17 protein-coding genes are annotated in these 26,096 nt (G+C 68.5%); 8 read left to right on the forward strand and 9 right to left on the reverse strand.

The window, feature by feature from the left end; translation table 11 throughout:
* Positions 1-83: 83 nt before the first annotated feature.
* Positions 84-464: a response regulator gene (locus tag POL67_RS22890; protein WP_271920463.1), complete on the reverse strand. Its 381-nt coding sequence runs from the start codon at positions 462-464 to the stop codon at positions 84-86.
* Positions 461-5,890 carry an AAA family ATPase gene (locus POL67_RS22895; protein WP_271920465.1) on the reverse strand — a complete coding sequence of 1,810 codons (5,430 nt, stop codon included), beginning with the start codon at positions 5,888-5,890 and terminating at the stop codon, positions 461-463. Before POL67_RS22895 ends, POL67_RS22890 begins: the two co-directional genes overlap by 4 nt.
* Before the next feature lie 517 nt (positions 5,891-6,407).
* Here POL67_RS22895 and POL67_RS22900 point away from each other — a divergent pair.
* From POL67_RS22900 to POL67_RS22915, 4 genes are all read left to right on the forward strand, one after another.
* Positions 6,408-7,067, forward strand: a complete 660-nt coding sequence (locus POL67_RS22900; protein ID WP_271920467.1) for an ABC transporter ATP-binding protein — start codon at positions 6,408-6,410, stop codon at positions 7,065-7,067.
* Positions 7,064-7,888, forward strand: a complete 825-nt coding sequence (locus POL67_RS22905; RefSeq protein WP_271920469.1) for an ABC transporter permease — start codon at positions 7,064-7,066, stop codon at positions 7,886-7,888. The genes POL67_RS22900 and POL67_RS22905 overlap by 4 nt, the downstream gene beginning before the upstream one ends.
* Before the next feature lie 198 nt (positions 7,889-8,086).
* Entirely contained in the window at positions 8,087-12,334 is a 4,248-nt protein-coding gene (locus POL67_RS22910) for a DUF2339 domain-containing protein (protein ID WP_271920471.1), read from the forward strand.
* A gap of 45 nt (positions 12,335-12,379) precedes the next feature.
* On the forward strand, positions 12,380-13,078 hold the full coding sequence (locus tag POL67_RS22915) for a hypothetical protein (protein WP_271920473.1): 699 nt from the start codon (positions 12,380-12,382) through the stop codon (positions 13,076-13,078).
* Here the strand turns inward: POL67_RS22915 and POL67_RS22920 are convergent.
* Positions 13,069-13,290: a hypothetical protein gene (locus tag POL67_RS22920; protein WP_271920475.1), complete on the reverse strand. Its 222-nt coding sequence runs from the start codon at positions 13,288-13,290 to the stop codon at positions 13,069-13,071. The two genes, POL67_RS22915 and POL67_RS22920, sit on opposite strands and share 10 nt — an antisense overlap.
* Positions 13,291-13,436: 146 nt before the next feature.
* Between POL67_RS22920 and POL67_RS22925 the strand changes: the two genes are divergently transcribed.
* Positions 13,437-14,123, forward strand: coding sequence for a hypothetical protein (locus POL67_RS22925; RefSeq protein ID WP_271920477.1), 687 nt, complete (start codon positions 13,437-13,439; stop codon positions 14,121-14,123).
* 4 nt (positions 14,124-14,127) lie between these two features.
* Here the strand turns inward: POL67_RS22925 and POL67_RS22930 are convergent, their stop codons facing one another.
* Positions 14,128-15,570, reverse strand: coding sequence for a tetratricopeptide repeat protein (locus tag POL67_RS22930; protein ID WP_271920479.1), 1,443 nt, complete (start codon positions 15,568-15,570; stop codon positions 14,128-14,130).
* A gap of 181 nt (positions 15,571-15,751) precedes the next feature.
* Positions 15,752-16,435 carry a Coq4 family protein gene (locus POL67_RS22935; protein ID WP_271920481.1) on the reverse strand — a complete coding sequence of 228 codons (684 nt, stop codon included), beginning with the start codon at positions 16,433-16,435 and terminating at the stop codon, positions 15,752-15,754.
* A gap of 259 nt (positions 16,436-16,694) precedes the next feature.
* On the opposite strand from POL67_RS22935, the gene POL67_RS22940 reads away from it, so the two are divergent.
* Positions 16,695-20,057, forward strand: a complete 3,363-nt coding sequence (locus POL67_RS22940; protein ID WP_271920483.1) for a serine/threonine-protein kinase — start codon at positions 16,695-16,697, stop codon at positions 20,055-20,057.
* A 7-nt stretch (positions 20,058-20,064) separates the two neighbouring features.
* Here POL67_RS22940 and POL67_RS22945 read toward each other — a convergent pair whose 3' ends face one another.
* Entirely contained in the window at positions 20,065-20,664 is a 600-nt protein-coding gene (locus POL67_RS22945; protein WP_271920485.1) for a hypothetical protein, read from the reverse strand.
* 117 nt (positions 20,665-20,781) lie between these two features.
* Between POL67_RS22945 and POL67_RS22950 the strand changes: the two genes are divergently transcribed.
* Positions 20,782-22,398 carry a DUF8224 domain-containing phage-derived protein gene (locus POL67_RS22950; RefSeq protein ID WP_271920487.1) on the forward strand — a complete coding sequence of 539 codons (1,617 nt, stop codon included), beginning with the start codon at positions 20,782-20,784 and terminating at the stop codon, positions 22,396-22,398.
* Between the two features lie 2 nt (positions 22,399-22,400).
* On the opposite strand, the gene POL67_RS22955 is transcribed toward POL67_RS22950, so the two are convergent.
* The 3 genes from POL67_RS22955 to POL67_RS22965 all read right to left on the reverse strand — a co-directional run bounded on the left by POL67_RS22955 (position 22,401) and on the right by POL67_RS22965 (position 25,236).
* On the reverse strand, positions 22,401-23,255 hold the full coding sequence (locus tag POL67_RS22955) for a hypothetical protein (RefSeq protein WP_271920489.1): 855 nt from the start codon (positions 23,253-23,255) through the stop codon (positions 22,401-22,403).
* 10 nt (positions 23,256-23,265) lie between these two features.
* Positions 23,266-24,651 carry a TolB-like translocation protein gene (locus POL67_RS22960; protein WP_271920491.1) on the reverse strand — a complete coding sequence of 462 codons (1,386 nt, stop codon included), beginning with the start codon at positions 24,649-24,651 and terminating at the stop codon, positions 23,266-23,268.
* Positions 24,652-24,726: 75 nt separating this feature from the next.
* Entirely contained in the window at positions 24,727-25,236 is a 510-nt protein-coding gene (locus tag POL67_RS22965; protein ID WP_271920493.1) for a hypothetical protein, read from the reverse strand.
* A 100-nt stretch (positions 25,237-25,336) separates the two neighbouring features.
* On the opposite strand from POL67_RS22965, the gene POL67_RS22970 reads away from it, so the two are divergent.
* Positions 25,337-26,092, forward strand: coding sequence for a glutathione S-transferase family protein (locus tag POL67_RS22970; protein WP_271920495.1), 756 nt, complete (start codon positions 25,337-25,339; stop codon positions 26,090-26,092).
* Positions 26,093-26,096 lie beyond the last annotated feature (4 nt).

The following is a 26,096-nucleotide window of genomic DNA, read 5'->3' on the forward strand; positions in this document are numbered from 1 at the left end:
GCGTGCGGGCCTGCGTCTTTTTTCGCGGGCCCGGTGGCCATGAAGTCGGCCATTGAAAGGGCGCCCGCGCTCGGGGCTTGCCGCTATCGCCATTGCGTCATGATTTTCACCAGCTGCTCGATATTGTAGGGCTTCTGCAGCACGGGCCGGCCGCGATCGGATTCGCGCAGCCCTGCTTTCCCGTATCCGGTCATGAAGACGAACGGCAGACCCCGTTCGGCAAGGATGTCGGCCACGGCATAGACCTTCTCGCCGGCGATGTTGATGTCCAGGCCCGCCCCATCGATCGCCGCCTCGCGGGCCAACCGAAGCGCGTCGTTCATGTTCGAGGCCGGGCCGATCACCTCGCAGCCGAGGTCGGTCAGGGCGTCTTCGAGGAACGAGGCGATCAGGGCTTCATCCTCCACGATGAGGACACGGAGCCCCTCCAGCACACCCGCGTTTTTTGGATCCGGGGTCATCATGCGGCGACGCGCTCCAAGGGCAGGTCCATCACGCAACGCACGCCCTCGGGCAGGAATTCGAGGTGCACTTCGCTGGCAAGCTGGCGCCCGAGGTCGCGTTCGATCAGGCGCGAGCCGAATCCCTTGCGGCGCGGCACCCGCACCGGCGGACCATGCATCTCCTGCCATTCCAGGTGGATTCGCCGTTCGGCCGCGCAGGTGTTCACGTTCCATCTCACCTGGACGTGGCCGGACGGCAGCGATAACGCTCCGTACTTGGCCGCGTTCGTCGACAGCTCGTGGAAGACCATGCCGAGCGTCACCGCTGCCTCCGGGCGGAGGCGCACGTCCTGTCCGGCCAGGCTGAAGCGGCCGGCGTCGCCATGGGTGTGCGGCGCCAGCTCGGCGCAGACGATGTCGTGGAGGCTGGCGCTCTGCCAGGAGGTCTCGTTCAAGAGGTTGTGCGTTTGGGACAGGGCCAGGAGTCGGGCCATGAAGGCTTCCGTGAAGGCCTTGGGCGAGTCGGCCATGCGCAGCGTCTGTCCGGCGATCGCCTGCACGATCACCAGCGTGTTCTTCACGCGATGGTTCAGCTCGTTCAGCAAGATTTTCTGGCGCTCTTCCGCCTGCTTGCGCTCGGTCAAGTCGAGGAAAAACGCCACCCCCTCGCTCTCCGACCCCTCGAATCGTGCACCGCCGAGCAGCACCGGGACGCGGCTGCCGTCTTTCCGGAGAAACTCTTTCTCGAAAGGCCCGAACTGGCCCGTCAAATGCAATTGCTCCCGCGCCCGCTCGTCGAGCGCATGGTATTCCGGAGGCGTGATCTTCGTCCAGTGGAGGTTTCCCGAGACCAGATCCTGCCGGCTATAGCCGACGAAGCGCAAAAATGCATCATTCGCGTCCGTGACCCTGCCATCCAGGTCCCAGAAGGTGATCCCGATGATATTGGCATCCACCAGGCGCCGGATCCGCGCTTCCCTTTCCCGCAGCAAAAGCTCCGCCCGCTTGCGCTCGCTGTTCTCTTGCTGGAGCTGGGTATAGAGGCGGGCATTCTCAAGAGAAATGGCGGACTGGGAGGCCAAAAGCTCCAGCATCGCGATCCGGTCGGCCGTGAAAACGCGCGGGGTCAGGTTGTTTTCCAGATAAAGTACGCCTACCAGCGTGCCTTGTTTCACGAGGGCGAGGCAGAGCACGGAGCGGGGGCGCCGCTCGCGCACATAGGCGTCCTCCGAGAACAGGTTGGGCGCGGCAGCGTCGTCGAGGATCACGGTCTCCCGCGTGCGAATCACGTAATGCAGAATGGCCGTGGGGAGATCGGCTGGGGTGACGGGCGTCTGGCGCAGGGTGACCTCGACACGGTCGCGCACGGTGACGACCTCGGCCTCGATGTCGCATTCGGCGCCACGGGGGAGGATCAAAAGCCCCCGCTCGGCGCCCGCGTGCTCGACTGCGATCGACAGCAGCGTCTCGATGAGCCGGTCGAGGACGAGCTCGCCGGAGACGGCCTGCGAGGCTTTGAGCACGGTGGCGAAGTCCAGCTCCGCGCGCGAGCCGTCGAACAAGGCGGGAGGCCCCGGCGCGCCCCGGTCCTGCTGCCGGCGCGTCGCCTCGCGCGGGAGCAGGTGCGGGAAGTCTCTCTCCAGGCGCTCCGTGACCCGAAAGGCGCCCCAGCGAGCATACAGGCGATGCGCCTCGCTCATGTAGGCGCACGCCAAGAATTCCCGGCCGAGATCGAGGTAATGGCGGGCGCAGAGCTCGCTGGCCAGCGCCGCATCGTGCAGGAATCGCCCCTCCCGTGCGGCGGCGATCCCGCTATCGTAAAGAGCGCCCGCGCATGCGCGCCCTTCGACCCGGGCGAGCTCTGCCTGCAGGATCAGGCTGCGATGGTGGAAGCTCGCCGGGCCGAACCGCGCATAGGACGCCACCTTGCGCGCGCATTCCGCGAGCCTCGCCAGGTACGCTTCCCTGAGCGCTGGGGCGGCGGTCTCGGCGGCCCGCGAGAAGCAGAGCCCGCCATAAAAATAATAGCAGGGGCTCGCGTGCCATGCCGCGAGCATTCCCAGGCTCCCCGGGTCGGTCGAGCCCCAGATCTCCGCCACCTCCTCGTACGCGCCCTGGAAGACGCCGGCGAGGACCTCGAAGATGTTCAAGAAGTAGAGGGACGCCTGGTTGTTGATCCTGCGGGCGTCCTCGATGACGGCGTCGATGTCCGCCCAGTCCCCCGCGTGCGTCCGCTCGCCCTTGGCCGGCGTGGCGAGCTCCTCGGCGCACTGCGCGACGAGTCCGACCAACCACATGATCGCATTGAATTTGTCGAGCTTGCAGAGCGGCAGGTACAGCTTCGCCTCCTCGATGACATCGCGCAGGTGCGCCCCGCGGAGCAGGCTGTTCTGGCTCGCGTTGCACGTGTTGTAGAAAGCCCAGATGTATTGCCCCGTCTCGATGCCGGCGTGGATGCCCTTGCGCAGGGAAGCCTTCGAGTTCTCGTAGGTGTCCTTCCAGTGCTGGACCCACGCTCCCCACATGTTGCACAGCATGGACTCGGACTTCTTGTCCGGATGGATCTCGTTCAAGCGGACGGCCGCCCGCCCGAACTCGTAACCCTTCTCGATCTCGAGCCTGGCGCACAGGATCGTTCCGAAATTCACGTACGCGTAGATCGAATTCTTCGAGACGCCATGCTCGATCGAATTCTGCAGCATCCGCATCACCGTGATCTCGAAATTCTTCGTTCCGAGCTGATAGGTGGGCGAGAACATCTCTTGCAGGACATCCTGCAGGAAGGCGATCTCGGGATCGTTCAGCGCGGGCAGGTCGACGAGAGATGCAATCGGGCGGTCCCCGATCATGGCGATCGTCCGATCGAACTCGGCGGTGAGCATCTCGTCATCGGGGTAGGGCGGCAAATGGATGTCGAATGCCCGCAGGGCCGCGAGCCCCTCTTCCAGAGCAGCGGGCAGATCGTTCTTGAGGATCTGCACGTTCATTTTCATGCGCCGCACCTCGGTCCTGTGGAGGCGTCCCCTCGCATGCTCGAAGCAGCCCGCGAGGGTCGCGAGCGCGTCGTCGTGCCGCCCGCAGAGCGACTCCATCAATCCTTTTTTCGTGTGATAGACGAATGTCAGATCGTAATCGGAGGTCCACGCGTCGTCGGGCAACATGGCCATGCCATGCTCCAGGTATTTCAATGCCGCAGTGAAGGCTGCCGACTCCTCGGCCCGACCGGCAGCCTCGAGGTTGAGCCTGGCTGATTGCATGCGCTCGCGCGGGGCCCGTATCAAGTCGCCCGCGCTGTTCAAGTGATTGACGATGTCGAACAGGTTGCGCCCCTCGGCGGGTTCCAGCTTGCCGAGCAGGAGCTTCGCGATCCGGTAGTGAAACGCCGGTCGGTCTTTCACGGGAATCAGCGCGTACGCGGCCTCCTGGATCTTGTCGTGCGCGAAGCGGTACTGCTGGTCGGCGCTCACGATCAACCCTTCCCCGAGGGCTCTGTCGAGGCTCCCGTACGTCTCCTCGGGAGGGCGCTCGCTGACCGTATTCAGGACATCCAGCTCGAACATGTTGCCGATCGCCGAGGCCAGCCGCAGCACCTCCTGCGTCGCCTGCGACAGGCGCCGAAGGGTCTCCGCCATGAGGCTGAGGACGTTGTCGGTGTACCCGAGCCTCGCGATTTGCGGCAGGTCCCAGCCCCAACCCGCCTTGGGATCAAAGACGAGCACCTTCGTCTCGTAAAGGTGCCTCATGAACTGCTTGACGAAGAACGGGTTGCCTCCGGTCTTTTTCAGAATCGCGCTCGCCAGCGCGCCTCCGTTGGTGGCCTCCAGGCTGTCGTTGATGAGCTCGATCAGGTGGACCAGCCGGAGGGGATCGAGGACGATGTTCACCACCTCGAGGCCGCCCTTTTGAAGCTCCTCCAGCGCGACGAGGAAGGGATGGGTCGGGCTCACTTCGTTGTCGCGATACGCACCGCAAAAGAAGAGCGATTTCATGTCCTCGTTCGCGAGAATCGTCGTGATCAGGCTGAGGCTGGCCGAATCCACCCATTGCAGGTCATCGAGGAACATGGCCAGCGGGTGGGCGTGGGTGGCAAAGACCGATACGAACTTTTGAAAATAGAGGTTGAATCGATTCTGTGCCTCGACCGGGCCGAGCGCGGGGACGGGCGGCTGCTCGCCGATGATGTGTTTCAGGAACGGGAGGACGTCACAGAGGACCTGACCGTTGCTCCCGAGGGCGTTCAGGAGGGCGTCCCGCCACTTCGTGATTCTCTCCTCGCTCTCGGAGAGGAGCTGCTTGATGAGAGAATCGAACGCCTGGACGATGGCGCTGTAGGGCGTGTCGCGGTTGTGCTGGTCGTATTTTCCGCTGATGTAGTAGCCCTTCTCGCGCGCCAAAGGCTTCAAGATCTCCTGGACGAGAGACGATTTGCCGATGCCCGAATAACCCGAAACGAGGACGATCGCGCGCTTGCCCTGGAGCACGTCGTCGAACGACGCGATGAGCTTTCGGATGTCCCCTTCGCGGCCGTAAAGCTTCTGGTGGATCTGGAAGAGATCTTTCCTGTCGTATTGGCCGGGGCTGAAGGAATCGATCTTGCCGCTACGCTCCCATTGCAATAGGCACGCTTCCAGATCGGCCTTCAGCCCCTCGGCGCTGTGGTAGCGGTCTTCCGCGTTCTTGCTGAGGAGCTTCATCGTGATGGCCGAGAGCGCGTCGGGCACCTCGGGGTTGATGTCCGAGGGGGGAGCTGGCTTCACGGCAATGTGCGCGTGCATCAGCTCGAGCGGGTCCATCGCCTCGAACGGCTTTCGCCCGGCGAGCATCTCGTAGAATACGACCCCGAGCGAGTACATGTCGGTGCGGTAATCCACGCTGCGGTTCATGCGGCCGGTCTGCTCGGGTGAAGTGTAGGGGAGCACCTCCGAGAGGACGCGGGGGCTGTAGATCTCTTCTTTTTCACGCGTCACGATGGAATCGACACCGAATCCCGTGAGTTTTACCTGACCTCCCTCGCCGAGCAGGATGTTCGGAGGCCGCACGTCGCCGTGAAGGAGACCGCGCCCGTGGATGTCGACCAAAGCTTCGGCCATTGCGACGGCGGCGTCCAGGAACGCGCGGAGGTCGAGCTTGCCGGGGGGCTTTGCGGACAGCGCGGTGCCCGGGAAATACTCGGTGATGAGCATCAGCCCGTCCCCGTGCTCCTCGACATCGTGTACCTTGACGATCCGCTCCGAATCGATGCGCTTGATGATACCGTAGGCGTGCTTGAAGCGCGTGATGTCGGCCATCCGTGTGGAATCGGTATGCAGCACCTTCATCGCCACCTCGACGCCGTCGGCCTCGCGGTAGGCTCGATACGTGGCGGAACCTGCGCTCTCGCCGGTCTTCGCGGTGACGTGATACCCTTTGATCTGAACCGTTCCTGGTTCCGTCGAAAGGTGCGTCATGGGTACGTCCTCCGCAGGGCCCGATGTCGAGCAGGCGCCACCGCCCTCGCGGAGGCAACCATCCGAGCAGGAACGACGCGTCGACAGGGAAGCGGAACGGCGAGGCTCGGGGGCAGGCCCGAATCGGCGATCCACGGCGCGAGCGCTCTGATCCGCAGGTGCGACGGTTGGGGCAGAGCGGTCGCGACTTCGTATCTCCGAAGTTCCCCCATATCGCATGCCTACATACGTCCTTCCGCCCTGTCAACGTGGGCTCGCGGATAGAAAAGGAAAAATCGAGCGATTGCGTCGCATCCACGCGCCCCATTGTGGCCTGCGAAGGCGCACACAGATCGCGCCCCAAATCCGTGCCTTCATTGATTTCTTCACCTTCTTCACCGCGCGGCCTCCTCGAAGTCGACGGCACGCCTGACGTGCGAGCTTCGCGCCAGGGGGTCGGGGCTGACCGGCGGCATCGCAGGGACGCACGCCTGGCGCGTGTCCACACCCGAAGCTAGACGAGCAGACGGGACGCCCTATGCCCTCTGCCCTCGAAGCCCGCGACATCCGCGTGATCCGCGAAGGACGCCCCATCGTCGACGGCGCCAGCCTCGTGGTCTCGTACGGCGAGAAGGTCGCGATTGCAGGCGCCTCCGGCAGCGGAAAGAGCACGTTTCTTCGGGCGATGGCGACGCTGATTCCGATCGACAGCGGGCATGTGCTGCTCGACGGGGTGGATGCGCTCGCGCTTTCTCCGACCCGCTTTCGGACCCGCGTCGCCTATCTGCCCCAGGCGCCGCCGATGCTGCCAGGCACCGTCGCGGACAACGTGGCTGCCGGGCCGGCGCTGCGCGGCGAGACGCTCGTGCGCGAGCGGCAGATCGAGCTCTTGCGGGCGGTGGGGATCGATGAGGCGTTCCTCGCGCGCGGCGCAGACGAGCTTTCGGGAGGAGAACGCCAGCGCGTCGCGCTGGCACGCGCGCTCGCCAACGAACCGAAGGTGCTGCTCCTCGACGAGCCCACGGCCGCGCTCGATCCAGAGACGGCCCTGCAAGTGATCGCGCTCGTCCGCAGCATGGCGACCGCGGGGCGCGGCGTGGTGATGGTCACGCACATCGCGGCGCACGCAGAAGCGCTCGCGGGTCGGCGCTACGTCTTCCAGGCGGGGAAGCTCGTTGCCGTCGCGGGGGGGCCGTGAGCTACCTCGAGATCCCGCTGCCGCGGCTCGTGATGACGCTCGGGCTCGTCGTGCTGGCGATCCTCGCCTCGCGCTGGAAGCGGCTCGACCTCGAACGTGATCTCGCTTGGGGCGCGCTGCGCGGCGCCGTGCAGCTTTTGGCCATCGGTCACGTGCTGCTCCTGCTCTTCAAGCACGAGCGGCCGGAATGGGTGGCGCTGGCCATCTCGGGGATGCTCAGCGTGGCGGCAGCGACCAGCGCACGGCGCGTGGAGCACGGGCCCTCGGCGCGCACGTTGTTTCCCTATGCGCTTTTGGCCATCGTGCTCGGCTCCGTGGTGGCGCTGGCTCCAGTCTTCGTGTTCGTGGTGCCGCTGCACCCGATGTACGAGGCGAGGTATCTCGTGCCCATCAGCGGGATGATGATCGCCAGCGCCATGAACGTCGTGGCGCAGGTCTTCGAGCGCATCTTCGCCGCTGCGCACGCGCACGCGGGCGAGATCGAGCAGCTCCTCGCGCTCGGCGCGACGCCCGAGCAGGCGCTCGCCCGGCACGTGCGGGCCTCGGTGCGCGCCGCGATGATCCCCACCATCAACAGCCTGCTCACGGTCGGGCTCGTCGCGCTGCCGGGAATGATGACCGGTCAAATCGTGAGCGGCACGGCGCCCGAGCAGGCCGTGCGTTACCAGATCGTGATCCTGTATCAGCTCGTCGCCGTGGCTGCGGTCTCCGGAGTGCTCGCGGGGGAATTCGCCAGGCGCCTGCTCTTCACGCCGCGCGCCCAGCTTCGCCTGCCCCCGCGCGCGCCGGGGATCGGCGTGCGGCGACGAAGGGCTCCCTGAGAGGGGGGTCCACAGCGTAGCGCCGGGGTTTCACCCCGGACCCGAGCAGGGGCTGTCCGCCCCTGCACCCGGACCAGGGCCAGCCCTGGACCTTTGGTGCATCGACCGCGATGCGGTCGATGCACAGGCGCATGGATGTTCCCTCGTGGCGCCTGCGGAGCACCCCCGTGAGCGCGGCCCCGTGGTAGGGACATTTTCATGGAGGCGCTCCTCGTCCTGCTCGGCCTGGGCTTGGTGGGGCTGTTCCTGGCCACCCCGATCCTCGCGTTGCTCCTGGCCACGCAGGCGAAGGCGCGCGCGAAGCACCTCGAAGAGAGGCTCGACGTGCGAGAGGCGCGTATCGTGGAGCTGGAACGGCGGCTCGCGCGCATGGAGACGCTCGCGCAAGCCCCCCCGGTCCACCCGCCAGATCGGACCGCCCCCTCGCCGACGCCTCACGACCCGTCCGTCAACGCTGGCAGGGTGGATCTGCGCGACGCGAAGATCCACCCGTCAGACCTGACTGACGCACCGTCGACACCTCACGACCCGTCGTTCCAGCCTGGTAGGGGGGATCTACGGGACGCGAAGGTCCACCCGTCCGACCTGACGGACGCCCCGCACGCGCTCGCGGTCGCGCCGTCCGAACCGACGGGTGACCCGCACGCAATTTCGGAGGCCGCCGCCGCTTCTGCCTCCGCCTCCGCTCCGGCTCCCGCCGCCGTCTCCTCCTCCGCACCCCCCACCGAGCCTGCTCCCTCCCTCGAAGAGCAACTCGGCCTCACGTGGCTCACCCGCATCGGCGCAGCGGCCTTCCTCCTCGGCGCCCTGTTCTTCTTCAAGTACGCCGTCGACAACGCCTGGATCGGCCCTACCGGTCGTGTCGTCCTCGGCGCAGCCCTCGGCGCCTTGCTCCTCGCCTCTGCGGAGCTCCTCCGACCCCGGACCCGTCCGGCCTTCGTGCATGCCCTCTCCGGCATCGGCCTCGCCACGCTCGTCGCTTCGTTATGGGCCAGCGTCGCGCTCTACCAGCTCGCCCCGCCGACCGTGGCCTTCGTCGCCGTGGCCCTCGTGCTCGCGCTCGGCGCAGGGCTCTCGCTCCGCCACCGCGCCGAATCGCTGCTCGTCCTCGTCCTCGTCGCCGGCCTCGCCAATCCCGTCGTGCTCTCGACCGGACAGGACCGGCCCGCTGCGCTCTTCGGCTACCTGCTCCTCCTCGGATCCATGGCCCTCGGCGTCGCGCTCCGGGCCGGCTTCCGACTCGTTCTGGCCCTCGTCGTCGCGGGATCGGCCGCGCTTTTCCTCGGCTGGTACGCGAAGTACTTCGACATCCACGGTCAGGCGTCCGCGTGGAGCGATGTCCCGCCGGAAGCGCGCATCGGGCCTTATCACAACCTCGCCGCGCGCCTCGCGCCGCTGCTCTTCGTGGGGCTCGCTTCCGCGCAGTGGTCCGCCGTCGCGCTTTACCTCGACCGTCGCACCCCGCGGAAGCTCGACGCCAAGCTCTTTGCGCTCGCCGCGCTCACGCTCTCGCACGCGGGGGCGGCGATGTTGCTCCCCGATCACGTGTGGTTCCTCTCGGCCCTTGCGATCGCCCTCGGCGCCTTTGCCATCTGGCTGCTCGGCGCGCTCGGCGTGACCGAGCTCCTCGCCGTGCCCATGGCCGCGGCGTTCGTGGTCTTCCTCGTCGTGAGCCATGACGTCCCCCAGGAGCAGCGGCTCTGGCTCGTGGCGCTCTTCGGCGGGTGGACGGCCGTCTACGTTGCAGGCTTCGTGCGCAAGGTCCTCCGCCTCGATCCGTTGCCGGCGGGCGCCGCCATCGCGGGCAGCGTCGCTGCCGCGTTGTTCGTCGTGCTCGCCGCGGTGCAGCTCCTGCCCGAGAGGCCCGCAATCTTCGTGGTGCTCACCTCGATCGCGAGTGCTGCCGCCGCCGCGCTCGCCGTTCGTGCTCGCCTCGGCGTGCTCCACCTCGCAGCTGTCGCCTTTGCGTCGCTCATGGTCGCGATCGCCGCGGGCTTCGTGCGAAGCGCCGCGCCTGCGGTGCCCTTGTCGCCCGCGTTCCTCGGCGCGCTCGTGGTCTTCGGGGTCGTGCACCTCGCGGCCCTCGGGGTCGCCGCGCTTCGGACGCCCGCGCCCGTGCGCTGGAGCGCGGTCCTGGCCGGAGCGCTCGCTACGCTTGCGTTCGTCGCGGCTGCGCTCGCGTCCACGAGCGACGAGGTCCCGACGTTCCGCGCGCTCGTCACGGCCGCCGCGGGCGCTGCGGATCTCGCGCTCGCCGCGGTGATCATGCGCCGGAGGCCCGAGGCGAGCGTGCGCCTGTCCCTGCTCGCGGGGCTCGCGCTCGGCCTCTTTGCGGCGGCGCTCGCGTTTGGGCTCGAGGGCGCCACGATCACGGTGCTGTGGGCCGCGCTCGGCTGCGTCGCGGCGGCGATCGCGGCGCGCTCGCGGGAGGGCGGGTGGCTCGTGGTGGCCTCGCTCTTGTTCACGGCGACGCTCGTTCGTCTCGTCGCCATCGACGTGTGGGGCACGCAGGCGCTCGTGGAGCGGTTTCTCGAGACACAGGGCAGGGAAGGGGTCCTCTCCGTGCCCTTGCTCCGCAGCCCGCGTGCCACGGGCCTCGCGGGCATGAGCGTCGCGTTGCTCGTCGCGGCGTACCTGCTCGCCGCGGGGGCGCGGCGCGCGGATGCAGCCAAGGACAAGGCGCGGGCGTCGCTCGATGTCGCCGCCGGGATCGCTGCAATCGGCGGACATGCGTTCTGGATCACGCTCGCCGTGCTGGAAGTCCGCACCGCCGTGACCACGCTTCCCGCGCCTCCGCCCGTGCCGCTCGACGCACCCGAATGGGCGGCCTTCGCCGCGCGCCTCACGGCCCTGCTGGAGTCGCAGCAGGGCAGGCTCGCCATGACGACCACGCTCGTGCTCTCGGTCGCGGCCGCGGCGCTGCTCGCGCTCGGCTTCGCGGCGCGCAGCGCGCTTCATCGGTACCTGGGGCTCGCCTTGTTTTTCCTCGCCGTCGCCAAGCTCGCGGTATGGGACGTCTGGAGCGTCGAGCGCATCTACCAGATCCTCCTGCTCACCGGCGTCGGCGCGCTCCTCGTCGCCGGCGGGTTTCTCTATGCGCGCTTCAGCGATCGTCTGATCGCGCTGATGCGCACGGGCGGGACGGCGCTCGTGATCCTGCTCGTCGCCACGCGCGCGGATGCACAAGAGATCGCGCCGCGGCTCCTCCCGGTCGGCAAATACGCGTCGATGCGCGCCGTGACGGGCATCGACGCCGCTGGCGATCATCGGCTCGTCGTGGACGACGTGCTCTACCGGGCGAGCACATCGGCGGAGCTCCTCGCGGACGTACGGCTCGTCGACGCAGCCGGGCGCGAGGTGCCGCGAATCGTGCGGGAAATCCCGGCCCATCGGCGCGCGCCGGACGTGCCCGGCGAGCTTCTGGATCCCGCGTGGCTGCAGAGCGGCGCGGCGGTCGCGACGTTCCGGCTGCCGGCGTCGACGCTGCATTGTCGGCTCGTGCTCGACATCTCCGGCGAGACGTTCCTCCGGCGCGTGCGCGTCGAGACGGGCGACAGCCGCGAGGCGCTCGGCGTCGTCGCGGAGGGGCCGTTCGTGTACCGGATCCGGCACGAGCGCGGCACGGTCGAGCACCTGCTCGTCCCGTACCCGAAGTCCGAAGCGCGGCTCGTGCGCGTGACGCTCCTGCCCTCGGATGCGGCCGAGGCCGGCGGACGCCTCTCGATCCGGGGCGCCGATTTTCGCTGCCCGTCCTCGAACGACGAGACGAACGCGGCCTCCGAGGTGCCGCTCGCCATCGAGGAGATCCGGCGCGACGAGGCGGAGCGATCCACGATCGTCACGCTCGACGCGGGCGCGGAGGGCCTGCCGATCCAGGCGATCACGCTCGACGTCGGGACGACGGAGCTCCGCCGCCGCGTCGACGTCACGGCGACGAGCTTCCGCGAGGTCTGGCCGGCCGTGGGCGGCGGCGTCCTGTATCGAATCACGCCGCGGCCGGGCGTCGTGCTGGAGTCGACGCGCCTGCCGATCGACGAGACCCGCAAGCGGTATTTCCGCCTCGTGATCCACGACGAGGACTCGCCACCGCTCGGGATCCGCGGCGCGCGCGGCGAAGTGCGTGCCCGCGAGATTGTCTTCCGCGCGACGGCGCCCGGTGAGCACCGGCTCTACGTCGGGGATCGGACCGCCGCCGCGCCGTCCTACGATCTCGCCGTGATCCTCGATCGCGCCGATCGGGCCGAGGCGCCGCGGGACGCGACGATGGGGCCTGTCCTGCCAAACCCTCGTTTCGGCGAGGCGGATCGCGCAGCACCGCTGCCGTTCACGGAGCGGCACCGGACGGCGCTCGGCGTGGCCCTCGCGGTCGTGTTGCTCGCGCTCTCGTTATGGGCGATCCGCTTGCTCCGCAACGCTGGGACCGCGGACGAGGGCAAACCGGGCTGATTCCGGCGCGCGGCGCGCCTTCGTCGTGGTACCTTCGCGTCCGCCGTGCGCCGTTTTTTTCTGATCACCCAGGGGCGGGCCCTCTCGTACGCGTTTTCCTCCTTCGGGCTCGCGTCGATGGCATTTTCCGCGGTGAAAGGCGGATTCTGGTCGTTTTTGCTCTCGCCGCCGGGCCTTCCCGTCGCGGGCCTCGCGCTCGTCATGCTGGGCCTCTCCATCGAGGAGACCGGCACCGTGCGGCGGATTCGGCTCGGCGCGGGCCTCCGCGTCTTTGCGTTCGTGCTGCTCCTCGTGGCCGGCGTATGGGCGATCGCCGAGGGCGCGCTCGGCTCCGAGCTCGTCGTCCTCGGGACCATGCTCTTCGGCCTCGGCGTGGCGGGCGCGACGACGGGATTCGTGCACGACAAGGGCATCGTCGCAGACGTTCGCCATGGACAGGCCATCCGCCTGGAAAACATCTCCGCCCAATTCGTCTCGTTGTGGGTCCGCGGCCGGGACGTCAACGTTCCCACGTCGATCCTGCGCGGCGTGGCCCTCGCGCGGGACCTCGATGGGCGTGGCGTGTTCGTGCTCGTGCGGAGCCGCGACGGCGTGGTGGGCGGCGACGAGCTCCCGTGGATCGCGACCACGCGGGAAGGGGAGACCTTCTTCCTGACCGAGCACGAGGCTGGCCTCGACGCCGAGGTCCTCGCGACGCGCCTCACGGAGGCCGCTGCGGCGGCGCAGGAAGGTGGTTACCGCTGACGGCCCGTGCGTAGCCGGCGACCGCGCAGCACGCGCGTCAGATCGACCTGGCTGCCGTTCAAGCCCGCCATCGGATCGTTGTCGTCGCGGCTGGTGCGACCGATGTGCCAGACCCGGTTCTCACCGCGCAGCCGTTCTTTTTGCTCTTCCACGGAGAGCTCCGAGCTCCCATCGGGGTTTTCGCTGCGAACGGGGCGAATGGTCGTGCTCATTGGGGCCTTGGGCTCATCTTGCGCGGCCTCTGCAGCATCCGCTTTCCGCCGCCCGGCGTCAAGAACGGCGACCCTTTCGTATTGATCCGGCTCGGAAAAAGGCGTGCGCTTGACAGCGGGGACGTCCTCCGCTCCCCTTCGCGTGCATGGCCGTCCAGCTCACCGGGCCCGAGGATTTTGCGTTTGCGCGTCGCTCCGTGGGGCCCTCGCGCCCTCCCGAGCGCCTCGCCCTGGTCTCACGGGCGGGCACGCTGCTTTTCGTGGTCGATCGGTACGAGATCACGTTCGCCGACGGCGGTAGCGAGACGGTCTACCTCGAACGCCTGGAGCGTTTGCTCCGGCTCGACGAGGACCCGGACCGGGGTTTTTACGAGGCGGACAGCGTCGATATGGATCCCGACGAGCTTCTGGAAAAGCTGTTCACGACCGAGACGAAGCGCCACGTGGGCCTGCTTCGTTCCCATTTCGAGGCGCGCTCGCCCGTCGCGATCGAGGTCCACGCGAACGTCGTCTACCGGCTCATGCAGGAGGACGATTGGGAGGCCATGCTGGCGTTCCTGAACGAGCGCCTGCCCGAGGGGGGCGTGCTCAGCATCGAGGAAATCCAGAACTTCGACGTCGAGGCGATGATCGCCTTCGATCCGGAGGAGGACGAGCCGGCCCGCGAGGACGGGACGGGGTTTGTCATGTATTTCCACGAGCAGGACGAGGAGGACGACGGTTTGCCGCTCCTCGGGCTCTGCATTCTCGCGCACGCCGTGGTGCACGACATCGACTGGATGGATGTCGAGGAGGAGCCGCTCTACGACCGCGTGCTCTGGCGCGCCGGCTGATCTCTCACGGGTTCGTCGCCGGCTTCGGAGCTTCCTCCTCGGCCGCGCGCGCCTCCTCCTCGGCCATTCGATTCTTCCGCTCGGCCTCCTCCGCCTTCCGCTCGGCCTCCGTGCGGTTCCCATCGTGGCCCATGAAACCCTCGATCTGCTCGATCTCCTCGATCCGCTCGCGTGCGCGCCGCGTGGCGTCGGCGTAGGTCGGATCGGTCCCGGCTTTCTGGAGGAAGACGCCGAAGAGCTCCTTGGCCTTGCGTGACGCGCGTTCGGGTTGCTCCCCACCCGCGATCGCCGCGTATTCTTGCGTCAGGATCCCTTCGTTGTAATACGCCTCGGGCCGCTCGGGCGCGCTTTGCTTCGCCTTCGCGAGCTCGCTTCGCACCTCCGCGACCTTCCGCGTCATGTTCCCCTCATCGATCTGACCACGGAGCGCGTGCGCCAGCCCGATACGCGCATCGTAATCGTTCGCCCGCAGCGCGAGCGCCGCGCGGTACGCTGATTCGGCCGGCGAGAATCCGCGGAAGCGCAGGTTCACGGCGGCAAAATTCATGTGCGCCTCGAAGAACGCGGGATCGAGCCTCCGCGCCTCGTCGAACGAACGCGCGGCCCCCGTGAAATCCCCGAGCTCGACCTGGATCATGCCGGCCGTGTTGTGAATCGGGGCATACCTCGGATCCTTGCGAATCGCCTGCGAGCATACGAGCGCCGCGAGCTCGAGCACCTGCGTGTCGAGCTTCTTCTTGTCGAGCGAGCCGCGCGCCCGGGGCGCCACGGCATTTCGTTGCGCCGCCCCGAGGTGAATCAGCGCGAGGAGGTTGTACGCGGGCAAGGCGCGATCATCGACGGCGAGAGCGCTCTGCGCGTATTTCTTGGCGCGCTGCGAATCGGTGAGCCCGTCCGCGTCGGGCGTCTCGCGCCCTCGTTTGAGGTGCAGCACGCCGAGGTGCACGAGCGAGGTCGCGTCCTTGAACTGGGCGTCGACGACGGCGGCCCGCGTGAGCTCTGCGATCGCCGCGTCGACGTTTTTCTCACCCGAGGCCGCAAAATCCAGCAGCGCGAGCTCGGCCCGCGCCCGGTGGGACGTGGGCTCCGCCGCGAGCGCCTTCGTGAATTGCTCCCGCGCCTCGCGATCGAGCTGGCATCGCTGGTACGCCACGCCCGCGTTGTAATGGGCGCGTGCCCGGATCGAAGCGCTCTCACGGCTGTCGGCGACGGCCGTGAAGTGCGCCGCGGCGGTCCTGCAGCTCGCCTCGTCGTGTTTTTGCGTGGTGTCCTGCCGGGCGAGCGCGAGCAGACCGTCCCGGAACCGGAGGGCCGCCGCGGGGGAGGCGGGTTCGTTCGAGGCGTGCGGGGGGAGGGCGTTCCGTTCGGGGGTCACGGGGGCCGTGGCGACGCCCGCGCCGCAGCCCGTGAGCGCGAGCGCTGCGAGGAGCGCCGCTCCGATCGTCATGCCATGCCTCGCGCGTTTCGCGCCCGATCTCGATGCATCCCTTTGCATGTGCCGCTCCTCCATCGTGCCCACGCGGCGACAGCGCCGGATCGTGGCCTCCGCGTGAGACGCGCGCGCCCCCGCGCGCCTTGGGGCGGAGTTCATCGCGCTCTGTCGGGGGCGCCCCGGACGAGGACACGCTTCAGCTCATCGAGGCCGCCTGGTCCTTCGGGATCAACCATTCGGCGAGCAGGCTCTTTTTCCCCGGCGCAATGCCGGCACTCGCGGGATCGGGCAGACCGAGGCGCTGCCGGACCTCTTCGATCGGATCGGCGAGCATCTCCTCGAATGGGGCCTCGATCAGAATCTTCGCCTTTTTCCCCATCGAAAGGCCAACCCGCACATTGTGCAGGATCCCCGGCGCGTGCAGCGGCATGAGCAGCGCGTACACCGCCGCGCTTCCCCAGAGGTGCAGGAGGTTCCGGGCCCCGAATCCCTGGGCCATCATGAACGCGTAAAGCCCGATTTCGCCCGCCGGCGTCGTGGGGAAACCGGTGAGCAGGTGGAAGAGGTCGTGCGTGCTCGTGTACCGGAGCGCGTAGGGGTTTTCGGCGAATCGCGCCTGGATCGCGGCGCTCATCGTCAGCGGGCGGAGGCCGCTCCGATCGAGCAGCCTCGCATACGCGCGGCCGACGGTCCCCTCCGGCAGCGCCCGCAGCGCATCGAGGTCGACCTCCAGGCAGCCGCGTCCCTGCGCCCGCAGCCGCGCGTTGATGTCGGGCGGCGAGCCCCCGAGCATGTCGAACTTCATCACGGCGATGTCCCCCAGGCTCGCGCCCTCGCGCCATGCCCGCAAGACCTCGCCGACTTGCTTCCAGCTCACCATGGGCGTCTCCTTCCGGACTCTCCTTGCAAAGGTGAAGCAGACTTCGACCTCACACCCGGGGGAATGTAGATGTGTCCCTGGAAGAGCCCGCCCTGAAGGATCGTGTCGAGGCCGGCGACACCGGTGCGGATCGGAGTGGCGTCCGTGGTTCGTTTCGGCGTGATCCTCGGAGAAACAGACGCGGCATCGAGGTTCGACCCTGCCAAGCCGTGGGTATTTTGAACGGAACGCCGCGAAGGAAGTATTCTCTCGGCTGCTGATGCTCTCCGAAGACATCCAGATCGCGCTCTCGACCCTGACGCGCCTCCACGCGACGAACCCCGAGCTCGAAGAGGCAGTGCGCGCGCACTTCCGCGCGGGCGGCGAGAGCGAGGCCGATCGGCGTGTGCTTCCGCAGGACGCGCGCGCCGCCGCGCAGCTCCTTCGGCGTGAGCTCCCCGAGCTCGCACGTTCGGCCGAGGAGCTCGCCGCGCTCGCCGCGCTCTACGGCGAGCCGGCCGGCGAGGTCCTGCTCGCGTTCTCTGCGGCGAGCGCGTTCCGGCGCGACGTGCGGATGGCACCGATCCTCGTGGCGCTCGCCGAGACGCTCGGCCGCGATCGGATCGTCGAGGCCGCGCGCGCGCGGGTCGTCGAAGGGCCGCTGCTCGACGCGCTCTCGTGCGCGCCGCTCCTCGGCGACGGAGAAGCGCTCGCGTCGGCGGCGAACGCCGAGGCGCGCGCGCGGCTGGAGATCCTGATCTGGGAGGCCGGCGCGAGCGCGCTCGAAGTGCCCGAGCTCGGGCCCTGGCTCTGGGGATCTCCGGAGGTGTTCGAGCTCATGGTCCGCGGTCCCGCGCACGGCGCGCTCCGCGGCCGCGTGCTCGCCGCGCGGTGCCTTGAAATCAGCGTGCGCGGTATGCCGCGGATGGCCGATCCGGAGCTCATCGGCCGCACGCTGCAGGTGCTCCAGCCCTTGCTCCTGCACCCCGAGCCACTCGTATGGGTGCACGCGGCCCGCGCGCTCGGGCGCCTCACGGGCGTGATGGAAGAGCTCCAGGGCACGCTGCTCGACTGGGTGTTCGGCGAGTCGGTGGTGCTGCGGCAGCGCGCGACGACCGCGTTTGCCTCGCTCCCGGCCGAGCGGCTCGCCTTCCTCGCGAGCCAGCTCGTGGCCATCCTCGACTCGCGCGAGGAGGAGGCCTGGGTCCTCGCCGCGGTCGCCGCCGCGACGCCGTACCTGTTCTTCGAGCGCAAGACGCTTTGGGATCGCCTCGCCCGGCGGGTGCTCGAAGGCGACGGGGGCGCGATCGCCGCGCGCGCGCTCGCGCGTGGGCTCGCGACGCTCTTCCGCCGTGGCGTGGACGAGCCGGAGATCGAGGCCACACTCCGCGCGCTCCGCGAGAAGGCGCGGTATGTGCGCGTCGCCTCGATCGACGAGTCGCGCCGGTGGATCGAGGTCATCGCGGTCACGGACGTGATCGACCGCGCCGAGCGTGATCCGCTCGACCTCGAGCTCGGCCTGGAGAACCTGATGCGCCTCGCCGCGCAGTACGACGACGAGGAGGCGGACGCTCGCGCCGCGCGCTTCGCCTCCTCGCTCGCGGCGACGTTCCACGAGGCGCGCCGCATCGCGCTCGGGTGGGGGAGGCTCCGGCAGCGCGCGGCCGCGCTGAACGCGCTGGAATCGTCGGCGCGGGCGTTCGCGGTTCGCCTCTGGCGCCCGCTGCTCGCGACGCGGCCCACGGGCGTACCCGTGGACGAGCCCGAGCTCGAAGAGACGTGGAAGACCTTGGCTCGTTCGCCTGCGGAGATCCTCGATCTCGTCGCGGAGCGGAGGCGCGGCGAGAAGACGGACGTGCACGAGGATCTCGCGCTCGAGGTCGTGGCGGTTCGCCTCGGCGGGTATGCGCTCGACGCTTGTGGCGAGGACGACGAGCTCGGGTCGGGGCTTGGGGCGGCGGGCGCCGTCAGGCGACCCGGAGCCCAAATCGATGGCCAACGCGGGCCGACGGCGCACGACACCTGCCTCTGGCTGCGCAAGCTCGAAGGCCTCGGCAGCGGCTCGCGCGAGTTCCCGCCTGCTCTGAAAAACGCGCTCTCGGCGCTGCTCTGGCGGCTCGTGGACACGACGCGCGGTACGGCGCTCGGCGAGGTCGACGACGTGCGCTGGCTCGGTCCATTCGCCGCGTGGTGGGCGCTCGTCATCGACCGGCCCGCGATGCTCCGCCAGCTCGCGACCTCGCTGCCGATGATGGCGCCGAGCGCGCTCGCGCGGTGCTGTGAGCAAGCCGAGGCGCTACGCACGGCCGTCTCCTCGGCGGAGACCGACGCCGGCTGGTCGTTCCAGGCCGAGGAGGCGCTGGTCGCGTTGCACGCGGAGGACACCGAGCTCTCGCGGGCGCTCTCGAAGCTCGCGATGGCGCTCGAAGACTTCGGCGAGGCCTCGGGGCCGAAGAGCGACCTCGAAATCCGGTGCATCAAGCTCGTCCTCGCCGGGGATCGATTGCAGGCCTCCCTCGCGGATCCGGTCAAGGCGCTGCACACCGCGAGCGAGGACGACGAGGACTCGCTCCCGCCGCGCACGACGCAGAACGCCCCGCGTGTGGCCGCGCTCGTCGCCCGCGCCATCCGCGCGCGCGAGCTCGGCATGCTCGACGTGTGGTTCGCCTCGCTCGGCCCTGTCGCGTCCGCGCTTTTGGAAGGCGCGGTGCGCGGGGCGATCCGCAGAACGCCGCCGCCGCCGCCGACCTCGAAGAAGAAAGAGCCCAAGCTCATCGAGGGCTACGAGCTCGTGAAGCCGCTCGGCGAGGGCGGGATCGGCTCGGTTTGGCTCGTGCACAAGCCCGGGGCCGATCGCCTCTTCGTGCTCAAGATCCCCAAGGCCGACGCGCTCGCCAGCGCCAACGAGACCGAGCGCGCCGGCATCCTCGCGTCGTTCGTCGAGGAGGCCAATGCGCTCGCGGGCCTTTACCATCCGAACGTCGCGAACATCATCGATCGCGGCGTCTCCGAGGGCGCGCCGTTCCTCGTGCTCGAATACCTGATCGGCGCGGATCTCAAGCAATACGCCACGGCCCGCCTGATGACGCTCTTCGAGCTGCGTCAGGTCGTGCTCGACGCGTGCGCCGGGCTCGCGGCGCTGCACGGTGCGGGCCTCGTGCATCGCGACATCAAGCCGGCGAACCTCTGGCTGCGCCTGCCGCTCGCCGGCGGAGAGCGGTTCGACCCGGAGAAACACCGGGATCCCGGGCGCGTGCCTCCGCTCTCGACCGTGGTCATCGATTTCGGCATGGTGCGGGCGATCCGCGTCCCGCCCGAGGTCGGCGGCCGTTTCGTCGCGGGCACGCCCGGCTACATCGCGCCCGAGCAGGTGCTCGATCCGGTGGAGCTCGACCCGCGCTCGGACGTGTATGCGCTCGCCGGCACGATTTACAACGTGACCACGGGCCGCTCGTTTTTCGACGAGCTCACGGGGCGCGACCGCATCCTCGCGCACATGCGGCTCGATCCTTTCGACGACGCCGAGCGTCTCCGCGGCTTCCCTGCGGCCGTCGCCAAGCTCCTGCGGGCCGCCACCACGCGGGATCCGGCCGAGCGCCCGTCGCCGCTGGAGTTTGGCCGCGAATTCGCGGCGTCGCTCTGATCGAGATTCAATCTGCCAGGACGGAGATCGCGGCAAAGAGGACTTGTCCGTTCGTCTGCGCGTCGACGCGGACCTGATGCACGTTTCCAGCCCGGAAGGCCTCCAGCATTTCATCGGCGCCGAGCTGGAACGACCCAATCGGATCGTCGTTGAGCGTGTCGTCGTCGAGCAGATCGACGGCGAGGCGCGTGCTCCCGTCGAACGCCACGTTCGGGAACGTGGGTGGCCCCTGGAATTGCGGCGTAAAGGTATCTTCCTGGCCCTTGAGCACGAGAGGCGCGCCCTCGGAGACGCCGAGGGTCCTCGCGCGCCCTTTCACGTCGGGTTTGTCGAGGGCATCGTTCGCGGGCGCGGCGAGGGCCTTGGCGATCTCGACGTAGGGCACGCGTCCGCGCAGGAGATTGCCGAACAGGTCGATCTGACTCGGATCGATGTGCTCCGTGCCGTCCCACGCATCGCCGCCGAATTTGCAGGGCGCGACGGTCACGCCGTGGAGCATCACGCGCCCCGAGGCGGGCATCGAGCCCGCGTACGATTCGGCGCCGGAGGCGGCGGGGGAGGGCCCGCAGCCGACGAGGAAGAGCGCAACAAGGAGCGGCCACCGCATGAACGAAGACGGTAGGTGGCCCGGCGGCGAGCGTCAACCGGCCGGCCGCTTTCGAGCGGGCTCGGTGCTCCCCCCTTGCAATTGGCGGAGCGCCGCGGTGTCATCGGGAGCGCGACCATGTCCGATCTTCCTTCACCCCCGACGGCCCAGGTCTCTCCGATCGACGACCACTACGACGAGCTGCTCGCCTCGATCCGCGTGCACTTCGGAAAACGCACCAAAGACAAGCCGAGCCTGTTCACCACGCGCACGCCCGCGCTTTACCAGGTCTTCCTCGACGAGGTCCCGGCCGAGCTGCGGCAGTTCAACATCTGCTCTGCTTGCCGGCACTTCGTGAATCGGTACGGCGGCCTCGTGGTCGTCGATTCCGACGGCAAGGCGCGACCTGCGTTGTGGGATCCGGAGACGGCGCCCGAGCCCTACACGAGCGCGATCCGGGCGCTCGCGAAGGCCGTGGCCGAGGCGCCGATCGACGGCGTTTTCCTGACGGACGAGAAGGTATGGGGCACGCCGCGGACCGGCGACTGGGAGCACCTCGCGGTCACGCCTTCCACGGACCTGCTCCACAAGCCCACCGTGATCAAGACGAACCCGCAGCTCATGGCGGAGAAACGCCACGATCACGAGACGCTGCTCCGCGGGCTCGAAGCGTTCTCGCTCGACGTGGTCAAGCAGGCGCACAAGCTCCTCTCCACCGAATCGCTCTATCGATCGGAGGCCGTCCTTGGCGTGGCGAAATGGCTGCTCGATCTGCACGAGACACGCCGTGCTGCGAAGAACCCGCGGGCGCGGGACAACCTCACCTGGCTCGCGGTCGCCCGCGCTCCGGCCGGGTTTTGCCACGTGCGCAGCAGCATGATCGGCACCTTGCTCGAAGACCTCGCGGCGGGCATGTCGTTCGCGGAGGTCAAGAGCCGGTTCGCCGCGAAGATGCACCCGCTCCAGTACCAGCGCCCGCAGGCGGCGCCGTCGGCCGGCAACCTCGCGCGCGCCGAAAAGATCGTCGAATCGCTGAAGAGCGCCGGCGCGATGGAGCGCCGTTTTGCCCGGCTCGGTGACATCGAGACCTTGTGGGTCCCGAAGGACCCCTCGCCCAGGGGGCAAAAGGCGGGCGTCTTCGACCACCTCAAGCCCGCGGCGAAGCTCGCCGTCGACCTCGACGTCCCGCCCGTCACCATGACCTGGGAGAAATTCGCGCGGACCGTCCTCCCCGAGGCGGAGAACATCGAGTATTTCGTTCCGGAGGCGAACCAGTCGTACACCGCGATGGTCACGGCCAAACACGCGGACGCGCCGCCGCTCTTGCAATGGGATTTCGAGGATCGGCGAAACCGGGTCAGCTCGTACGTGTACGTGAACGGCTCGCCGCCTGCGCGCTGGAACCTGAAGCCGAGCGTGTACCACCCCGTGACGGCGATCTCCTTGCTGCCCTGGATGTGGAACCCGCAGAAGGTCCTCACGCACCACGGCGCGGGTGTGGTCTTCGTCCTGAAGGACGCGCGGGATCGGGAGTACAAGCAGGGCGCCGGGTTTTTCCCGAGTTATCTACGGAGCGAATACCACGAGATTCGCGCCACGATGGAGGCGTACGCGAAGGACGCGGTCGTCGAGGGCAAGGAGACGGCCGAGGCGTGCGGGCTCAGCCTGACGAAGGGATCAACCTGGAACGCGAGCTTCCGCGTGACCTCGAAGGGCGGCATGCGCGTCGTCTACAAGCTCGACCGCTGGGATTGACGTCAGAAGTGCCGCGCCCATTCCGGTGAAGGGTGCCGCGTGGGCATGTCCCCGAACGCGTGCGCCCACGTCTCCACGAGCTCGCCTCCCCGGAGCGCGCACGCGACGATCCGTCCGTCGATCGTCGCGCCGTAGACGTGCTTCTCATCGAGCCAGTCGATCCACACATGGCCCGGAAGTGGGGTCTCTCGCCCATCTCTCCCGACGAGCGAATAATGATTGCGAACGCCCTCGATCCGCCCTTCGCCCTGGTCGAAGGGCCCCAGCGTGAGCCGCAGGGCCTCGCGCCCGCCGCCCGGCCTTTGTTTGACTAGCACGGCGCGGCGCCGCTCGTCCCAGAGGTCGCGTGGATGGCGCGGCGGTGAATCCTCGGCTTCGACGAATCCGATCCGCCGCTCGGCCGCGAGCTGGAGGGGGTCGTTCATCTGAATGTTCCACGGGGAGCGATCGGCCAGATCGGCGCCGTGATGCAGGGCGTGGCGCGCGGGGATCTCCGGGCGGCCCGACGCGCGGGACGCGAAAAACATTCCACGCGTCCAGGTCCCCGCCTCGCGCCAGGCGAGCAAGCAGGTGAGCCACGGCGCGCGCGAGAGGCCGCTGAATTGAAAGGGCCAATCGGCGTCGCCGGGCGCTTTCATGGCGAAATAGAGCAGATACCGGCCGTCGGGGGAGAGATCGCTCCGGCGCGGATAAAGCGTCCCGAAGAAGACGGCCCCGGGCGTGAGGTGCTGGGCGTCGAGGTTCCAGAGGTGGAGCGACCAGCGCTTCTGGCGATGCTTGACGAAGACGAGCGCGCGTGGCGCTTCCGAGGCGCGGAGGATGTAGATACGCGGGGGCGTGGGGGGCTCGATGGCCATGCGCCATTCCTCAGGGAACGGGGCTCCACGAAGTGCCGCCGCCGTAGGCGATGAACGCGGGGACGGCCTTCGTGTCCCTCGTATCGACCACGACCACGCTCCGGATCGTCGGCTCGCAGCCCACGTACGGGCATAACGAGAGCGTAAAGGCGAGGTGGTGATCGTCGGGCGCCCAGGCAGGCTCGAAGCCGCTGTAAAAGGGCCGCGGGAAGGCGTCCGTGAGGTGGCGCTCGCCGCCGCCGTTCGCGTCGAGCACGGTGATTTCGTTTCGATAATCGGCGCCGAACCCGCCCTCGCGCATGGACCACGCGGCGGCCACCTTCGTTCCTTTCGGAGACACCTCCGGCCGCAGCGAACCTGCGACCCAGAACGAGCCGAACCCGCGAATGCCGCTGCCGTCGGGTGACGTCGTGTAAAGCGAGGAGCGCTGGCAGCAGAACGAGCCCGTCGGGCTCGCCGAGAACAACAAGCGATCGCCGAGCCACCGGGCGCCGCTGAACATGCGATTGTCGGCGGCCGGCAAATGCCGGAGCTTCCGCGTGGCGACGTCCACGGAGGCGAGGTGTTCCGCCTCGAACCCGCCTGCGACGAGGTAGAGCGTGTCGCCTTTCGGGGAAAACGCGGGAGATTCGAAAGAGTCCGGCTCGCCCACGCGCTGGTCCTCGCCGCTCGCCACGTCGACGAGGTGCAGCTCCTCCGGCGGCCCGTCGGGCAGCCCCTTCGTTGCCGCGATGTATGCGACGCGGCTGCCGTCCGGCGTGATCACGAACGACGGCAAAAAATCAAACGCGCCCGAGAATGTACGGGTGATCGGCCGCTGCTCCGTACCATCCGCGTTCATCAGGAACACGCGCCAGACCATCCCGTCGCGGTTGCTGAGGAACGCAATCCGACGACCGTCCCCGAGAAACACGGGCGCCACGTTGCGCGGAGCCTTCTGCGTGAGCTGCGTCTCCGCGCCCTTGGCGAAATCATACGTGAAAATATCCCCCGAGCGCGTGAACGTGATGCGCCCGGACGAGAGGCCGAGGTCCTTGGCGAGCCGGAGCCGCGGCGGCTTCTTGTGGGCCTCGGGCGTGCCGCTCCCCTGATACCCCTTCACCCAATCGTCGAACGTGCCGATCGTCTTGCGTGGCGCCTCGGGAGGCGCTGCGGCGGCGGACGACTCGGGCGGCGGCGAATACGGGGCCGCCGTGCCCTCCGCGGTCGCGGCTGCGGACGGCGCGTGGGATGCGGCGCTCGGCGAAGGCGCGTTCGTGCTGGCCGTCGAGGCCGCCGCGGCCGCGGAGCTCGGCGGGGCCGCCTGTTCTTCACGGTTCGCCCCTTGGGGCGTGCACGCGGCGAGGGGCCACCCCATCAGCCCGAGGATCCCGGCCAACGAAACACGAAACATCACGGTGCGGAGGACGATACCAGAGCACGCGGGTGGAGGTAAGGGACGATCGCGCAATCGTCCCCGCCGCCCCTTCGCTCACTTCATCAAGAACGGCGCGTGCCGCTCGAAGAACGCAAACACGGCGGACTTCGTCACGACGAACCGCTCCCCGAACCGGGCCTGGAGCAAGCCGCGGACCTCCTCGGCCTCGCTCCGGTTCATGAGGCTGAACGTGGAGGTTTTGCCCTCGTCGGTCACGAGCGATAGCTCGTGCGCCATGGCCTTCAGATGCAGGCGTATGCCGCGGACACGCTCGCAAGGGAGCCGCTCGACACGTTTTGCTTTGCCCACGAGCTCGTCGCACCACGCCTCGGCCGTCCCGCCCTTCGGCTGCCGGGGGCCATACGTCTGCTCGCCGAGCTCGCCGATGACGTCGAGATTGGCGCGGACCCCCGCCGCAGCGCCGGCCTTCAGGGCGGGCATGACGCCGAAGTCACATTGGACGATCTCCGCGGGCAAAAAGAAAAAGATCCAGTTCGACAGGCCGCCGCGGGAGGCGAGGCCCGTGAGGACGAAGGCGCCTTCGTGCATGGGGGTCGGGGGCATGGGGGAACGAAACAAGAACGGGAGGGGGCTGTCAATCGGCATGCACCACGCAATTCCTTCGCTCGACCGGCAGCCCCGCCTGTAGGATGCTCGGGTCCCAATGCAACACCAAAAAACCCGGCTCTACGGCATCCCGTTCTCCCCCTGGTCCGAGAAGGCCCGCTGGGCGCTCGACCATCACCGCATCTCGTACGAGGAAGTCGAGCACCAGCCCATCGTGGGCGACCTCCGGCTCCGGATCCTCCTCCGCAAACCGACCGGGCGCGTAACCGTCCCGATTCTCGACGATCGCGGCGTCCTCTTCACCGACTCGTTCGACATCGCCCGCCACGCGGACGCCGTCGGCCGAGGGCCCAAGCTCTTCCCCGCCGGCCGGGAGGCCGAGATCGAGACCTGGAATCGGCGCAGCGAGGAGACGCTCGCGGCGCTCCGGGCGATGATGATGCTGAAGGCTGTCGACAATCCCGACTTCGTCAAGGCCGTCCTCCCGCCTGGGACCCCGGAGGCGCTCGTGTCGCTGCTCAGGCCGGTGGGCCGCGGCGCCCTGCAGAGCTTCGTCTCGAAGTATCGAATGCGCGAGGGCGCGGCGACGCACCGGACGGTGGCCGAGGAGGGGCTTGCGGTGCTCGACAAGGCGCTCGCCGAGGGCCAAAAATACCTGCTCGGCGACGCCTTCTCGTACGCGGACATCACGATGGCCCTCGTGCTCCAGGGCGTGAGCCCGGTCGACAAGCGGTTCATGCCCACGGGCCTCGGCGGCCGCGCGGCCTGGAGCAACCCGGACCTCGCGGAGAAGCATGCGCGGCTCATCGCGTGGCGCGACGAGCTCTACGAAAAGCATCGCCGGTGGGTGTGAACGT

Origin of the sequence: Polyangium mundeleinium, from assembly GCF_028369105.1 — a bacterium.
In the GTDB taxonomy this organism is placed as follows: Bacteria; Myxococcota_A; Polyangia; order Polyangiales; family Polyangiaceae; genus Polyangium; species Polyangium mundeleinium.

Coding starts and splice junctions, on each gene's coding strand:
- POL67_RS22890 (WP_271920463.1), bottom strand. CDS start 464: ATGATGACCCCGGATCCAAAAAACGCGGGTGTGCTGGAGGGGCTCCGT.
- POL67_RS22895 (WP_271920465.1), bottom strand. CDS start 5,890: ATGACGCACCTTTCGACGGAACCAGGAACGGTTCAGATCAAAGGGTAT.
- POL67_RS22900 (WP_271920467.1), top strand. CDS start 6,408: ATGCCCTCTGCCCTCGAAGCCCGCGACATCCGCGTGATCCGCGAAGGA.
- POL67_RS22910 (WP_271920471.1), top strand. CDS start 8,087: ATGGAGGCGCTCCTCGTCCTGCTCGGCCTGGGCTTGGTGGGGCTGTTC.
- POL67_RS22920 (WP_271920475.1), bottom strand. CDS start 13,290: ATGAGCACGACCATTCGCCCCGTTCGCAGCGAAAACCCCGATGGGAGC.
- POL67_RS22925 (WP_271920477.1), top strand. CDS start 13,437: ATGGCCGTCCAGCTCACCGGGCCCGAGGATTTTGCGTTTGCGCGTCGC.
- POL67_RS22930 (WP_271920479.1), bottom strand. CDS start 15,570: ATGACGATCGGAGCGGCGCTCCTCGCAGCGCTCGCGCTCACGGGCTGC.
- POL67_RS22935 (WP_271920481.1), bottom strand. CDS start 16,435: ATGGTGAGCTGGAAGCAAGTCGGCGAGGTCTTGCGGGCATGGCGCGAG.
- POL67_RS22940 (WP_271920483.1), top strand. CDS start 16,695: ATGCTCTCCGAAGACATCCAGATCGCGCTCTCGACCCTGACGCGCCTC.
- POL67_RS22945 (WP_271920485.1), bottom strand. CDS start 20,664: ATGCGGTGGCCGCTCCTTGTTGCGCTCTTCCTCGTCGGCTGCGGGCCC.
- POL67_RS22950 (WP_271920487.1), top strand. CDS start 20,782: ATGTCCGATCTTCCTTCACCCCCGACGGCCCAGGTCTCTCCGATCGAC.
- POL67_RS22955 (WP_271920489.1), bottom strand. CDS start 23,255: ATGGCCATCGAGCCCCCCACGCCCCCGCGTATCTACATCCTCCGCGCC.
- POL67_RS22965 (WP_271920493.1), bottom strand. CDS start 25,236: ATGCCCCCGACCCCCATGCACGAAGGCGCCTTCGTCCTCACGGGCCTC.
- POL67_RS22970 (WP_271920495.1), top strand. CDS start 25,337: ATGCAACACCAAAAAACCCGGCTCTACGGCATCCCGTTCTCCCCCTGG.